Raw genomic sequence first — 13,455 nt, 5'->3', positions numbered from 1 at the left:
GCGGCAGGGTCAGGACACGTCAGAGAGCAGAGACAAATAACGATCACCCGGGATGCTGATCGAGATGACAAAACGGGTCAACCCAGCGGAACATCACTTGTCGGATGCTCTGTGCTCCTCGGGGGCGGGCTGAGATCGTGAACTCCAAGGCCGGATATGCGGCCGCGCCTTGCTGTGAACGCTACGTTTACCCTGAATTTCTCTATGTGATGTGCATCACATATCGTTTGGAACGATTCTTCTATCATTTATGTAAGGGAACAAGGGTGTGATCGGGAAGGCAAAAAACATGCCCGCCTTCATCCGTCTGAATGGAGGGATCCGTCCGGTGCCGCCGGCCCGGTCGGGCCGGCGGCACCGGGTGGTCAGCGCCAGGTGTCGTTCCGGGTGGCGGTGCCGCCCGCCGGGGTGGTGAAGGACCGGTTCGGGTCGCTCTCCCAGGTCACCGAGCCGTCCGGGTTCTTCTTGATGTACTTGTAGGAGATCGTCCGGCCGGCCGGCAGGTTCACCGTGGCCTTCCAGACCGGGTAGGCGGCCGAGGAGAGCGCCACCGCGTCCGCCGGGTTCCACGAGCCCAGCTCGGCGGCGTCGCCGACGACGAAGACGTTCTGCCCCCAGGTGGTCGTCACGTTCGCGTTGAAGGAGGCTGCGACCTTGTCCGAGGTGGCCGTGGGCGAGGGGCTGGGCGTCGGGGTCGGGGTGGGGCCGTTCCCGGTGCGGATCGCGACCGCGGCCCTGGCGGGCACGGTCACCGAGGCGGTGCCGTCCGCGGCCACGGTCACCGAGCCGCTCCCGGCGACGTTGGCGTACGTGCCGGCGGGCAGGCCGGTGGTGAAGGTGCGGGTGACGGAGCCGGTCCCGTTGTTGATCGCGACCCAGCCCTTGCTCCCGCGGCTGAAGGCGATCAGGTTGTCGCCGTCGTCGTACCAGTGGGCCACCGGGGTGCCCGCCACGGCGTTGTGGAAGCCGACCATCCCCGTCATCCGCCGGTGGAAGCAGGTCCAGCGGCCGTCGCCGCAGTCGGTGTCGGTGACGAAGCCCCCGTTCGCCGACGGCGGGCCCGCCTCCTTGTCGCTCCAGGTGAAGCCGGAGTAGACCCGCGGCGTGCCGTACGGCCAGGCCAGCATGAAGACGTTGGCCAGCCGGTAGGCGTCGCCGTACTTGTAGTTGAGGGTGGAGCCGTTGCGCTCGGTGTCGTGGTTGTCGACGAACGTCACGGCCCTGTCGCCCGGCACCGACAGGCCCCAGCTCTGCCCGAACGTCTCCAGCCAGTGGATCCGCCCGGTGAACTGCTCCTTCATCTTCCGGCCGAAGACGAACTCGTGCACGTCGCCGATCCCGGTGTACTGGCCCGGCTGGACCGCCTCGCCGTCGCCGTGGATGACCTCCAGGTGCAGGTACGGCGAGCCGGTCAGCCTCGCCTTGATCGCCGCCAGGTCGCCCGGCGGGATGTGCTTGGCCGCGTCGACGCGGAAGCCGTCCACGCCGAGGGAGGTCAGCCGGTTGAGGTAGCCGGCGATCCGGTCACGGACGTACTCGGAGCCGGTGTCCAGGTCGGCCAGGCCGACCAGCTCGCAGTTCTGCACCCGCCAGCCGTCGTTCCTGTAGTCGGAGTCGTTGATCGTGCAGGCGGGGGAGGTGTGGAAGTCGGCGGCGGAGTAGAGGCCGGGATAGCTGTACTTGCCGAAGGAGTGGCCGCCGTAGCTGGTGCTGCCCTGGCCGGTCATGTGGTTGATCACCGCGTCGGCGTGGACCTTGACGCCCGCGTCGTGGCAGGCCCGGATCATGTTCCTGAACGCGTTCTCGTCGCCGAACTTGCTGGTGAGCGTGTAGCGGGCGGGCTGGTAGACGTCCCACCAGACCGAGCCGCCCTTGCTCATCGAGTCGTGCGGCGGGGAGACCGGGACGGTCCCGTACCCGGCGGGGCCGAGCACGTCGGTGCACTCGCGCGCCACCGAGTTCCAGTTCCAGCTCCACAGCTTGGCGATGGGGCCGGTGCCGGCCGGGGGAGCGGCCTGGGCCGCGGCGGCGGTGGAGGAGGCGGAGCCGAGCGCGACGGGCGCGAGCAGGGCCGCGCCCGCCAGCACGCCCAGCGCGGCCGCGGTCAGGGGGGTGGGGGGTTTGTAGGATCGCATGGCGGGGGGCCTCCAGGAGAGTTGGACGGGTTCCCGTGCCGGGCCGGGTGCTGCAACACCCGGCCCGGCGGCTTCTTCGCAGGTCCGCCGGGCGGCGGCTTTCAGGACTGCACGAAGACGGCGACCGTGCGGGCCGGGACCGTCAGCGTGCCGGTGCCCGCGTCGAAGCGGGACTGCTTGACGACGGCGTCGTCGCCGCTCGACTGGACGGGGTGGAGGGCGACCTGGCCGCCGGAGAGCGCGGCCACGGTCTGCGGCTGCTCCTGCGGGGTCGCGTTGAGGACGACGGTGATCGACTTCCACTTCGGGTCGAGCCCCGAGGCGTCCAGGTGCATGGTGACGACACCCGGGGTCTCCGCGGTGCCGCCGGTCGGGAAGGAGAGCCGCTTCTGCACCTCGGCCAGGGAGCCGAGCCCGAAGACCGGGGAGGAGGAGCGGATCCTCAGCAGCTCGCCGTACCGGGCCCGGGCCGCGCCGATCGCGGCGCAGTCGGGCCGGAGCGCCGGGTCGGCGAGCAGCGGCCTGGCGTACGGCCACTTGTCCTCGTTGTCGGCCCTGGGCGGCAGTCCCGCGCCGAAGCCGTTGCCCTGCGCGCAGTCCCACAGCAGGCGGTTGAACCAGTCGCCGGAGTCGTAGGAATTGCGGTCGAGGGACTTGGAGCGGAGCCGCTCACTGCCCGCGTGGACGAACGCGGTGCCCTGCGCGAGCACGCTCGCCGCCAGCGAGAGCGACTGCATGCGCACCCGGTCGGCCATGGTCGTGGCCTGCGGCAGCTTGTAGGCCAGCGCGTCGAACAGCGTCTCGTTGTCGTGCGCGTCCACGTAGGTCACGGTCTCCCCCGGCGCGGCGGCGTACCCGGCGGGGGAGCCGTTGTAGTCCACCTCCGAGCCCTTGACCTCCCTGCCGGAGGTGGCCGTGAAGCGGTAGTCGCGCAGGTTGCCGGCCAGGCCGAGCTTGACGAGGTCCTGGTAGGCCAGCAGGCGCGCCCGCTGCTGCTCGGCGCTCCCGTTGGCGGGCGAGCCGTTGGGGGCGCCGGCCAGGCCCGAGCCGAAGCCCTGGACCCGGGGGTCGGCGTCGAACGGGCCGCCGCCGCGCACCGCGTCGCGGAGCCGGTCGCTGAACGTGCCGATCCCGGTCCCGGCCATGTTCGCCTGGGTGGCCTGCTCGAAGCGGGCGCCGTCGGCGACCTCGCCGAAGTTCCAGCCCTCGCCGTACAGGATGACCGACTTGCCGTCCACGCCGTCCTTCTCCACGGTCAGCGCGTCGAGGGCCGCGCGGACGGCGAGGATGTTCGCCTTCGGGTGGTGGCCCATCAGGTCGAACCGGAAGCCGTCCACCTTGTACTGCTTCGCCCAGGTGACGATGGAGTCGACGACCAGTCTGCCCATCATCGTGTGCTCGGGCGCGGTGTTCGCGCAGCAGGTGGAGGTGGCCACCGCGCCGTCGTCGAGCAGCCGGTGGTAGTAGCCGGGCACGATCCGGTCGAGCACCGAGGTCGGGTCCTGCCCGGCGGCGTGGGTGTGGTTGTAGACCACGTCCATGACCACCCGCAGGCCCGCGCCGTTCAGGCCGGCGACCATGCCGCGGAACTCCCTGATCCGCGCGGAGCCGTCCGGTTCGGAGGCGTAGGAGCCCTCCGGCACGGTGTAGTGCCGCGGGTCGTAGCCCCAGTTGAAGCCGTCCTTCGCCGCGGTCTTCGCCACGCACTCCTGCTGCCGCTCGGAGTCGGCGGGCAGCGCGGCCAGGTCGCAGTCAGGTTCGATCCGGTCGGACTTCCGCTCCGGGACGGTCGCGATGTCGAAGACCGGGAGCAGGTGCACGTGGGTCAGGCCGTCGGCGGCCAGCGAGCGCAGCTCCCTCATCCCGGCCGAGTCGCCGCCGAACGCCGCGTAGGTGCCGCGCCGCCCGGCCGGGACGGTCGCGTCCGAGGCGGAGAAGTCGCGCACGTGCAGCTCGTAGACCGACGCCTTCTCCTGCGGTACGGCGGGCGGCTTGGCCGGCGAGGTCCACCCGTCGGGCCGCAGCGAGCGGTCGGACAGGTCGACGAGCTGGCTGCGGACCGAGTCGGCGGCCAGCGAGACGCTGTAGGGGTCGGTCACCTCGTTGGTGACGACCTTCCCCGCTGCGGGGGAGAAGACCGTGACCAGGAAGGTGTAGTAGCGGCCCTTCCAGGACGGCAGCCCCCGCACCGACCAGACGCCTGTGTCGTCGTCGCGCCGCATCGCGTGCACGGTCCGGCTCTTCCCGGCGGAGTCGCGGTAGAGCGCCAGCTCCACCTTCCGCGCGGTCGGCGCCCACACCGACAGCCGGGGCAGCGCGCCGGAGGCGTCCGGGCCGAGCTCGGCAGCGGCCGCCTTCGCGTAGACGTCGTCGAGGACGCCGGGGAGCTGCACGCCGGTCGCGGCGAGCAGCGCGCCGGAGGCGTCCCGTTCGACGGCGACGACCTGGCCGCGCAGCGCCTCGGTGACCAGGTCGGCGTCGCGCGGGTCCACCGTGAACGCGGCGTGCCCGGCCAGGTGCGGCCACTTCGCCTGCTGCGCGTCGGTGAGCGTGCCGGGGTTCAGCCGGACGACCCGGTGGGAACCGGTCAGCTCGCCCTTGGCGACGGCGATGTCCCCGGTGGCGGAGAAGGCCAGCGAGTGGCGGAGCGAGGCCGACGGCTGGACCTTCCAGGCGACGGTGGACCGGTCGATCCAGTGCGCGGCGGCCTTGGACAGGTCGGCGTCGGCCCCGCGCGCCGCGGACTGCGGGAGGAGGTGGCCCTCGGCCGCCGCGACCCGCCACACCTCGTGGCCGGAGGCGGTCAGGTCGAGCGCCTGGTCGGAGGGGAGGTCCTTCTCGTCGCCCTTGTGGATGATGTAGCTCACGTTCTTCGCCCCCTCGGCGAGGGGGACGCGGAAGAAGACGCCGAAGCCGTCCTTCCCGGCGGGCGTCAGCGGCGCGGCCCACTCGGTGGGGGCCGCCACGTCCCCCCACAGGTGCAGGCCCCAGCCGTCGTAGTTCCCGTCGGGCCGGTGGTAATGCAGGATCGCGACGTTCTCCGCCTCGGCGCGGGTGGCGTGCACTTCGGCCACGCCCGAGGCGATGTGGGCCTCCGGCCGGGCGGCCGGGGTGAAGGACTGGTCGGGTCCGGGGTCCTTGGTGTCGCCCTTGTGCACGATGAGGTTGACCGGGACGGAGGCGTTCTTCAGCGGGACCTTCCAGAACACGCCGGAGGAGTCGGTGCCGTCCGGCGGGCGCGGCGCGGCCCACTCGGTGGCCGCGCCGTCGGCCAGCCCGTCGCCCCACAGGTGCAGGCCCCAGCCGTCGTAGTTCCCGTCGGGCCGGTTGTAGTGCACGGTCGCGTAGCCCTGGGCGGCGGCGCGGGAGGCGTGCGTCACCGGGCTGCCCTCGGCCAGCCACACCTCGCCGGTCCTGGCCGGGTCCACGGTCCGGTCGCCGCCGTCCTTCTCGTCGCCCCTGTGGGCGATGATCCCGACCTCGCGGGCGCCGGGCTTCAGCTTGATCCAGGCGAACCGGCCGTAGGCGTCCTGGCCGGTCAGCGGGAGCGGCTGCGCCCAGTCGGTCGGGTGCTCGACGTCGCCCCAGACGTGCAGGCCCCAGCCGTCGTAGTCGGCGCGCTGGTAGTGCACGACGAGCCAGTCGCGCCTGACCGCGCCGGGCTCGGCGGGCTCGGGCTCGGCGCCGGCGACCGCCTCGGCCGCCGCCGAGGCGAAGCGGCCCGCGGAGTCCTTCACCACGGCCTTGTAGGCGACCTTCGTGCCCGCCGGGACGTCCTTCAGGTCGTGGAAGACCCGGAACACGCGGCTCCCGCCGGAGGTGTTGGGCGCGTCGTCGGTGCCGATCACCCGCCACTTGCCTCCGCCGATCCTGGCGGCGAAGGTGACCTGGTCGAAGCCGGTGCCGGGCACGGTCGCGGTGACCGGGATCCGGCCGTCCTCGGCGGTGCCCCGGATCTCGGTCCCGGGCAGCGCGATCGAGACGGCCGGGGCCGCCGCCGGGGCGGCGAGCCTCGCCGAGGCCCGGTAGACCACCGCCGACAGCGCCGGGACGGTCACCGCGAGCCTCGTGTCCGCGTCCGAGGCCGCGGCGTCGGGCGCCGAGCCGTACACCCGGGTGAAGGCCATGCCCGGTGAGAAGGTCGGCACCTGCACGGTCGCCGCCTGCTCGGCGTTGTTGACCGCCACGACGTACTCGACCTGGGCGCGCGCGTCGATCCGGGAGAAGGCGTAGACGCCGCCCGCGGCCAGCCGCTCGATCTGGGCGCCGTCGGCCAGCGCGGGGTGGGCGTCGCGCAGCTTCGCCAGCACGGAGATGCCCCGGTAGAGGGGGTGCGTGGGGGTGAAGTTGTGCTGCGCGTGGGTGGCGTCGGTGCCGATGAGATCGTCCGAAAGGTAGCTCGCGGTCGTGGAGGCGAACATGGGCTGGCGGGCGTCCTGATCGCCGCCCTTTCCTTGGAATCCCTGCTCGTCGCCGTAGTAGACGACCGGCTGGCCGCGGGTGAGGTACATCAGCTCGTGGGCGAGCAGGTCGCGCCTGAGCAGTTCGGCGTCGGGCGCCCCGGGGTTGTCCTGGGCGAGGAACCTGCCGATGCGGCCCATGTCGTGGTTGCCGAGGAAGGTCGGCAGCGAGGAGGCGTTGGAGTCGGCGTCGGTGTGGTGGTCGTCGCCGGCGTACAGCGCGGCCAGGCGCGCCGCGCCGGCCGTGCCGCCGCTGAAGGAGCGGGCCGCCTCCTGGAACGGGAAGTCCAGGGTGGCGTTCATCCCGCCGCGGGTGGAGTAGCGGCTGGTGAAGGACGGTTCGCTGGAGTAGACCTCGCCGAACATGAAGAAGCGCTCGTTGCCCAGCTTGGCGGCGTAGCCGCGCAGGGCCGGGGAGAACCTCTCCCAGAACTCCATGTTGACGTGCTTGGCGGTGTCGATGCGGAAACCGTCGATGCCGGTCTCGCGCACCCACGTCCGGTAGATGTCGGTCATGCCCTCGACGACCTCGGGACGCTCGGTCCACAGGTCGTCCAGGCCGAAGAAGTCGCCGTACTCGGAGTTCTCGCCGCTGAAGGTGGAGTCGCCCCGGTTGTGGTACATCGTCGGGTCGTTCAGCCAGGACGGCGTCTTGGCCTTCTTCGGCGCGACCGGCGTGTAGGGGAAGGAGTCGGCCGTGACCTTGGGGAAGGACTTCCCGGCGGCGTACTCGCGGTCGTCGAACGGGGCGCCCGAGGCGTCGACGTAGGGGTGGGCGCCCTTGGACCGGTAGGCGTAGGTCTTCTCCGCGTAGTCGATCACGTCGGCCGTGTGGTTGGTGATGATGTCGAAGAAGACCTTCATCCCGCGCCGGTGGGCCTCGCGGACCAGCTTCTTCATGTCGGCGTTCGTGCCCAGGTGCGGGTCGATCCGGGTGAAGTCGGTGATCCAGTAGCCGTGGTAGCCGGCCGAGACGTTCTCGCCGGTGCCCTGCACCGGGCGGTTGGCGAACGCCGGGGTGATCCAGATCGCGGTGCTGCCGAGGTTCTTGACGTAGTCGAGCCTGCCGATCAGGCCCTTGAGGTCCCCGCCCTGGTAGAAGCCCTTGTGAGCGGGGTCGAAGCCGGTGGCGAGCCGGTCGCCGGACAGGCCGCCGGTGTCGTTGCCGGGGTCGCCGTTGGCGAACCGGTCGGTCATCGCGAAGTAGAAGCGCTCACGGCTCAGGTCGGTGCGCAGCGCGTCGCGGGCGAGTTCCCGGTCGGCGGGCCCGGCCGTACGGCTCAGCGCCGAGACGACCGGCCCGGCCGCGGTCGTACCGGTCGTACCGGTCGCGGCCGGTGCCGGGGCCGGGGCCGGGGAGATCGTGAGCGGGGCCGTACGGGCCGCGGCGCGGGGGGCGGGTCCCGCCGACGCGGCGGCGGGCGGGGCGACGACGGCGAGGGGGGCGGCGACCAGGACGGCCGCGAGGGCGGCGCCTGTCAGGGGAGCCGATCTCGCACGCCGTGGGGGGAGGGGCCAGACCACCGGGGCCTCCACGGAGTTGTTTCGGGGGTGTTGCCCGGAAGTTACTCACTGGACATGATCTGTGCAATCCCTTGCCGCAACTTTCTGAATCGTGATGACCGAGGCGGCTCCCGCGTGGGCCGCGCGACCTCGATGATGAGGGTCTCGGTGCTGCGAAACCCTCATGAACTGCGGATATCCTTCGTTTCGCATGCGGTGGACGGGTTGTCAGGGTTCGCGAGGTTGGCTGCGGATGTAACAAGTTTGCAGACTCTTGCAGCAAGTTCTTCCACTGGGCTTCACGTCGGCGTAACGTCCGGCGTACTCCACACCGGTCGGCGGCCCACGGGCCCGGACCGGCCCCCTGAGCTATGAGGAGAAATCATGCGGCGAGCCTTCTCGGCCGCGACTATCGTCGCGGCCCTCGCCCTGGCGGTTTCCGCCTGTGGCGGCGGCGACAGCGGTTCGACGGCGGCCCCCGCCCAGTCCGCGCCCGCCGACCCGTCGAAGATCAGCGGCGAGATCACCTGGTGGGACACGGTCCGCCCGGACAGCGAGGGCCCGACGTTCCAGGCCCTGATCAAGGACTTCCAGGCGAAGTACCCGAACATCAAGGTCAACTACGTCAACGTCCCCTCGGACCAGGCGCAGAACAAGTTCCAGACCGCGGCGCAGGCCGGCAGCGGCGCGCCCGACGTGATCCGCTCCGAGGTCGCCTGGACCTCCCAGTTCGCCTCGCTCGGCTACCTGCAGCCGCTGGACGGCACCCGCGCCGTCGAGAACGAGTCCGACTTCCTGCCCGGGCCGCTGAGCAGCACCAAGTACAACGGCAAGACCTACGCCGTGCCGCAGGTCACCGACACCCTGGCGCTGATCTACAACAAGAGGCTGCTCAAGGAGGCCGGCTGGGAGAAGGCTCCCACCACGGTGGAGGAGCTCAAGCAGGCCGCGCTCGACGTCAAGGAGAAGACCGGCGCGGCCGGCCTCGCGCTCAACGTCGACGCCTACTTCCTGCTGCCCTTCATGTACGGCGAGGGCGGTGACATGCTCGACGTGCAGAACAAGAAGATCACCGTCAACTCCCCGGCCAACGTCAAGGCCATGGGCGTCGTCTCCGACCTGATCACCTCGGGCGCCGCGTCCAAGCCCGCCATCCAGGACAGCTACGCCAACGCGATGACCGTCCTCAAGGACGGCAAGGCCGCGATGATCTACAACGGCCCGTGGGCGCTGGCCGAGCTCTACCAGGGCAAGGAGTTCAAGGACAAGGAGAACCTGGGCATCGCCCCGGTCCCGGCGGGCTCGGTCAAGGCCGGCGCCCCGACCGGCGGGTGGAACTACGCCATCTACGCCGGTTCCAAGAACATCGACGCCTCCTACGAGTTCATCCGCTTCATGAGCACCCCCGAGGCCCAGGCCAAGGTCGCCAAGGAGATCAGCCTCCTGCCGACCCGCGCCTCCGCCTACGAGAACGCCGACGTCCAGGGCAACCCCGACGTCGCCGTCTTCAAGCCGATCATGGACACCGCCACCCCGCGTCCGTGGATCCCGGAGGGCGGCCAGCTCTTCCAGCCGCTCCTGGAGGGCTACCAGTCCCTGGTCGGCGGCAAGACCTCGCCCGAGGACATGCTCAAGACGGTGGACCAGAAGTACCGCGGCATCTTCAAGGACTGGAGCTGATCCGTGGCGACCTCCACTGGACGTGTGACCGGCACGACCAGGGACCGGGCTGCGGGCGCCGCTGACGGCGCCCGCGGCCGGGGCCGCCCCGAGCAGCCCGGCCCCGTCCGGCGGGCGGTCTCGCAGTACTGGTACGCCTGGGCCATGGTGGCCCCGGTCGTCGTGGTCACCGCCGCGCTGGTCGGCTGGCCGCTGGTGCGCGGCGTCTACCTCTCCCTGACCGACGCCACCGAGGCCACGATGGGCCGCACCATCGGCGTCAACGTGATCCCCTCGACCTACGAGTTCACCGGGCTGGACAACTACGTCGGCATCCTGACCGGCGGCCTGTTCTGGGAGAAGCTGACCTGGACGGTGCTGTGGACCGTCGCCTGCGTCGCGCTCCACTACGGCCTCGGCCTCGGCCTGGCCCTGATGCTCAACCGCAGGCTGCGCTTCCGCTCGGCCTACCGGCTGATGCTGGTCCTGCCCTGGGCGATCCCGCCGTTCGTCGCCGCGTTCATCTGGCGCTACCTCTACAACAGCGACTTCGGCGTGATCAACGCGATGCTGCGCTCCGCCGGCCTGGGCACGGTGGGCTGGCTCGACGACCCGACCACGGCGAAGATCGCCGTCATCGCGGTCAACGTCTGGATCGGCGTCCCCTTCATGATGCTGGCCATGCTGGGCGGCCTGCAGTCGATCCCCAGGGAGCTCTACGAGGCGGCCGAGGTGGACGGCGCGTCGCCGTGGCAGCGCTTCCGCTTCGTCACCGTCCCGGGCCTGCGGACCGTCTCCAGCACCGTCCTGCTGCTGGGCACGATCTGGACGTTCAACATGTTCCCGCTGATCTTCCTGATCACCGGGGGAGGCCCGGGCAGCTCCACCGAGATCCTGGTGACCTACGCCTACCGCGAGGCCTTCACCGGAATCCGCAACTACTCGGGCTCGGCGGCCTGGGGCGTGCTCATCCTGCTGCTCCTCGTCGTGATGGCCGTCGTCTACCGCCGCGCGCTGCGCAAGCAAGGGGAGGTCTGGTGAGCGCCGTCACCACCCGCAGGAGGGTCCGCGGCCGCGACGAGCGCAGTCTCGCCGGCTCGGTCCTGCTGCACGGGACGCTGATCGTCGCGTCCCTCATCTCGCTGTTCCCCATCGTCTGGCTCGTCCTGACCTCGCTCAAGCCGCGCGACGGCTGGCTCTCCACCGAGCTGAAGTTCTTCGACGGCGCGTCGCTGGACAACTACACCCGGGTGCTGACCGAGACCCAGTTCCCGAGCTGGCTGCTCAACTCCGTGATCATCGCGGGGCTGACCACGGTCATCGGCGTCTTCCTGGCCTCGACGACCGGGTACGCGATCAGCCGCTTCCGGTTCCCGGGCTACCGCGGGATCATGTGGATGCTGCTGGTCACTCAGATGTTCCCGGTGGCGATCCTGATCGTGCCGCTGTACAACCTGATGGCGGGCCTGGGGCTGCTCAACCAGATCCCGGGCCTGGTCATCGCCTACATGACCGTGGCGGTGCCGTTCTGCGCGTGGATGATGAAGGGCTACTTCGACTCCATCCCGCGCGAGATCGACCAGGCCGGCATGATCGACGGGCTCTCGCCGTTCGGCACCTTCTGGCGGGTCATCCTGCCGCTGGCCCGGCCGAGCCTCGCGGTCACCGCGTTCTACTCCTTCATGACCGCCTGGGGCGAGGTCGCCTACGCCACGGTCTTCATGACAGGGGACGACACGCGGACGCTGGCCGCGGGCCTGCAGCAGTTCGTCGGCCAGTACTGGGCCGACTGGGGCCTGCTGACGGCCGCGGCCGTGCTCATCGCGGTGCCCGCGGCGGTCGTCTTCCTGCTGGTCCAGCGCAACCTCGTGGCCGGCCTCACCGCCGGCGCCACGAAGCTGTGACACCACTGCTGTACAACAACTGTGATCACGTCCTGACATGTCATTTGATCGGGGGACAAATATGACCGAGCTCGTCCACGCGGACCGTGCCACCGAGACCGAGGCCACGGGCCGCTGGTGGCGGGACGCGGTGATCTACCAGGTCTACGTGCGCAGCTTCGCCGACGGCAACGGCGACGGCATCGGCGACCTGCTGGGCGTGCGGAGCCGGCTGCGCTACCTCGCCGACCTGGGGGTCGACGCGATCTGGCTGAACCCGTTCTACACCTCGCCGATGGCCGACTTCGGCTACGACGTGGCGGACTACCGGGACGTGGACCCGATCTTCGGCTCGCTGGCCGACGCCAAGGCCCTGATCGACGACGCGCACCGGCACGGCCTGCGGGTGATCGTCGACGTGGTGCCCAACCACACCTCCGACCAGCACGCCTGGTTCGCCGAGGCGCTGGCCGCCGGACCGGGCGGCGCCGCGCGGGAGCGCTACATCTTCCGCGAGGGCAAGGGCGCGGACGGGGAGCTCCCGCCGAACGACTGGGAGTCGGTCTTCGGCGGGCCGGCGTGGACCCGGCTGCCCGACGGGCAGTGGTACCTGCACCTGTTCGCCTCTGAGCAGCCGGACCTCAACTGGGAGAACCTCGAGGTCCACGCCGAGTTCGAGTCGATCCTGCGGTTCTGGCTGGACCTGGGCGTGGACGGCTTCCGCATCGACGTCTCGCACGGCATGGTCAAGGCCGAGGGGCTGCCGGACGTCGGTCACGCCGACCAGGTCAAGATGATCGGCACCGAGGTGGTGCCGTTCTTCGACCAGGACGGCGTGCACGAGATCCACCGCGCCTGGCGCCGGCTGCTCGACTCCTACCCCGGCATGCGCATCGGCGTCGCCGAGGCGTGGGTGCCGTCCCTGGACCGGCTGGCCAACTACGTCCGCCCGGACGAGATGCACCAGGCGTTCAACTTCCACTTCCTGACCACCCCGTGGGACGCCGCCCGGTTCCGCACGGTGATCGACGAGTCGCTGGCGTCCTCCGGCGCGGTCGGCGCGCCCGCGACCTGGGTGCTGTCCAACCACGACGTCAAGCGGCACGTCACCCGCTACGGCCACGGTGAGCTCGGCCTGCGCCGGGCCCGCGCGGCGGCCCTGCTGACGCTGGCCCTGCCCGGCTCGGCCTACGTCTACCAGGGCGAGGAGCTCGGCCTGCCGGAGGTGCTCGACCTGCCGGAGGAGTATCTGACCGACCCGCAGCGGCTGCGCAACCCCGAGGACGGGCGCGACGGCTGCCGGGTGCCGATCCCGTGGGCCGACGTGGAGCCCCACTTCGGCTTCAGCATGCCCGGCATCGAGGAGACGTGGCTGCCCATGCCCGCCTCCTGGGGGCCGCTCAGCGTCGAGTCCCAGCTGCGCGACCCCGCCTCCACGCTGCGCCTCTACCGCGAGGCGCTGCGGATCCGACGGGACCTGACCTCCTTCGGGGACGAGTCGCTGACCTGGCTCGACTCCCCGGCGGGCACCCTCGCCTTCACCCGGGGCGACGGCTTCACCGTCACGGTCAACCTGACCGGCGAGCCGGTCGAGCTGCCCGCGCCCGGCCGGGTGCTGCTGGCCAGTGCCGAGGTGGAGATCACCGGCGGCACCGTGCGGCTGGCGCCGGACTCAGCCGTCTGGTGGGGACGCGATGACGCATAACGGTGCCTCCTTCGGCACCGGTACGGCCCGGCTGACCGACATCGCCGCCCAGGCGGGGGTGAGCGAGGCGACGGTCAGCCGGGTGCTCAACGGCAAGCCGGGGGTCTCGG

7 protein-coding genes are annotated in these 13,455 nt (G+C 71.0%); 5 read left to right on the top strand and 2 right to left on the bottom strand.

The window, feature by feature from the left end; all coding sequences use genetic code 11:
- Window positions 1-365: 365 nt before the first annotated feature.
- Both IEZ06_RS13735 and pulA read right to left on the bottom strand, forming a co-directional pair.
- The gene (locus IEZ06_RS13735; RefSeq protein ID WP_189237080.1) at window positions 366-2,135 is read right to left on the bottom strand and encodes a carbohydrate-binding module family 20 domain-containing protein; all 1,770 of its coding nucleotides are present in this window, start codon (window positions 2,133-2,135) and stop codon (window positions 366-368) included.
- A gap of 101 nt (window positions 2,136-2,236) precedes the next feature.
- Window positions 2,237-8,119: a pullulanase-type alpha-1,6-glucosidase gene (gene pulA, locus IEZ06_RS13730; RefSeq protein WP_189237079.1), complete on the bottom strand. Its 5,883-nt coding sequence runs from the start codon at window positions 8,117-8,119 to the stop codon at window positions 2,237-2,239.
- A gap of 363 nt (window positions 8,120-8,482) precedes the next feature.
- Between pulA and IEZ06_RS13725 the strand changes: the two genes are divergently transcribed.
- The 5 genes from IEZ06_RS13725 to IEZ06_RS13705 form a co-directional block, all read left to right on the top strand.
- Window positions 8,483-9,778 (top strand): extracellular solute-binding protein, encoded by a 1,296-nt coding sequence (locus IEZ06_RS13725; RefSeq protein WP_189237078.1) that lies wholly within the window; start codon window positions 8,483-8,485, stop codon window positions 9,776-9,778.
- Between the two features lie 24 nt (window positions 9,779-9,802).
- Window positions 9,803-10,798, top strand: coding sequence for a carbohydrate ABC transporter permease (locus IEZ06_RS13720; protein WP_229798085.1), 996 nt, complete (start codon window positions 9,803-9,805; stop codon window positions 10,796-10,798).
- On the top strand, window positions 10,795-11,661 hold the full coding sequence (locus IEZ06_RS13715; protein ID WP_189237076.1) for a sugar ABC transporter permease: 867 nt from the start codon (window positions 10,795-10,797) through the stop codon (window positions 11,659-11,661). The genes IEZ06_RS13720 and IEZ06_RS13715 overlap by 4 nt, the downstream gene beginning before the upstream one ends.
- Window positions 11,662-11,722: 61 nt before the next feature.
- Complete coding sequence (locus IEZ06_RS13710; RefSeq protein ID WP_189237075.1) at window positions 11,723-13,345, top strand: glycoside hydrolase family 13 protein; 1,623 nt, start codon at window positions 11,723-11,725, stop codon at window positions 13,343-13,345.
- On the top strand, window positions 13,335-13,455 hold a 121-nt coding region (locus IEZ06_RS13705; protein WP_189237074.1), incomplete at its 3' end, for a LacI family DNA-binding transcriptional regulator. The genes IEZ06_RS13710 and IEZ06_RS13705, both read left to right, overlap by 11 nt.

Source organism: Planomonospora antibiotica, from assembly GCF_014647955.1.
Taxonomy (GTDB): Bacteria; Actinomycetota; Actinomycetes; order Streptosporangiales; family Streptosporangiaceae; genus Planomonospora; species Planomonospora parontospora.
The sequence above is the reverse complement of the archived record's forward strand: the minus strand, read 5'-3'. Positions and strand labels throughout refer to the sequence as shown.

Excerpts from the sequence above, each read along its gene's own strand:
- IEZ06_RS13735 (WP_189237080.1), bottom strand. The coding sequence starts at position 2,135 with ATGCGATCCTACAAACCCCCCACCCCCCTGACCGCGGCCGCGCTGGGC.
- IEZ06_RS13725 (WP_189237078.1), top strand. The coding sequence starts at position 8,483 with ATGCGGCGAGCCTTCTCGGCCGCGACTATCGTCGCGGCCCTCGCCCTG.
- IEZ06_RS13710 (WP_189237075.1), top strand. The coding sequence starts at position 11,723 with ATGACCGAGCTCGTCCACGCGGACCGTGCCACCGAGACCGAGGCCACG.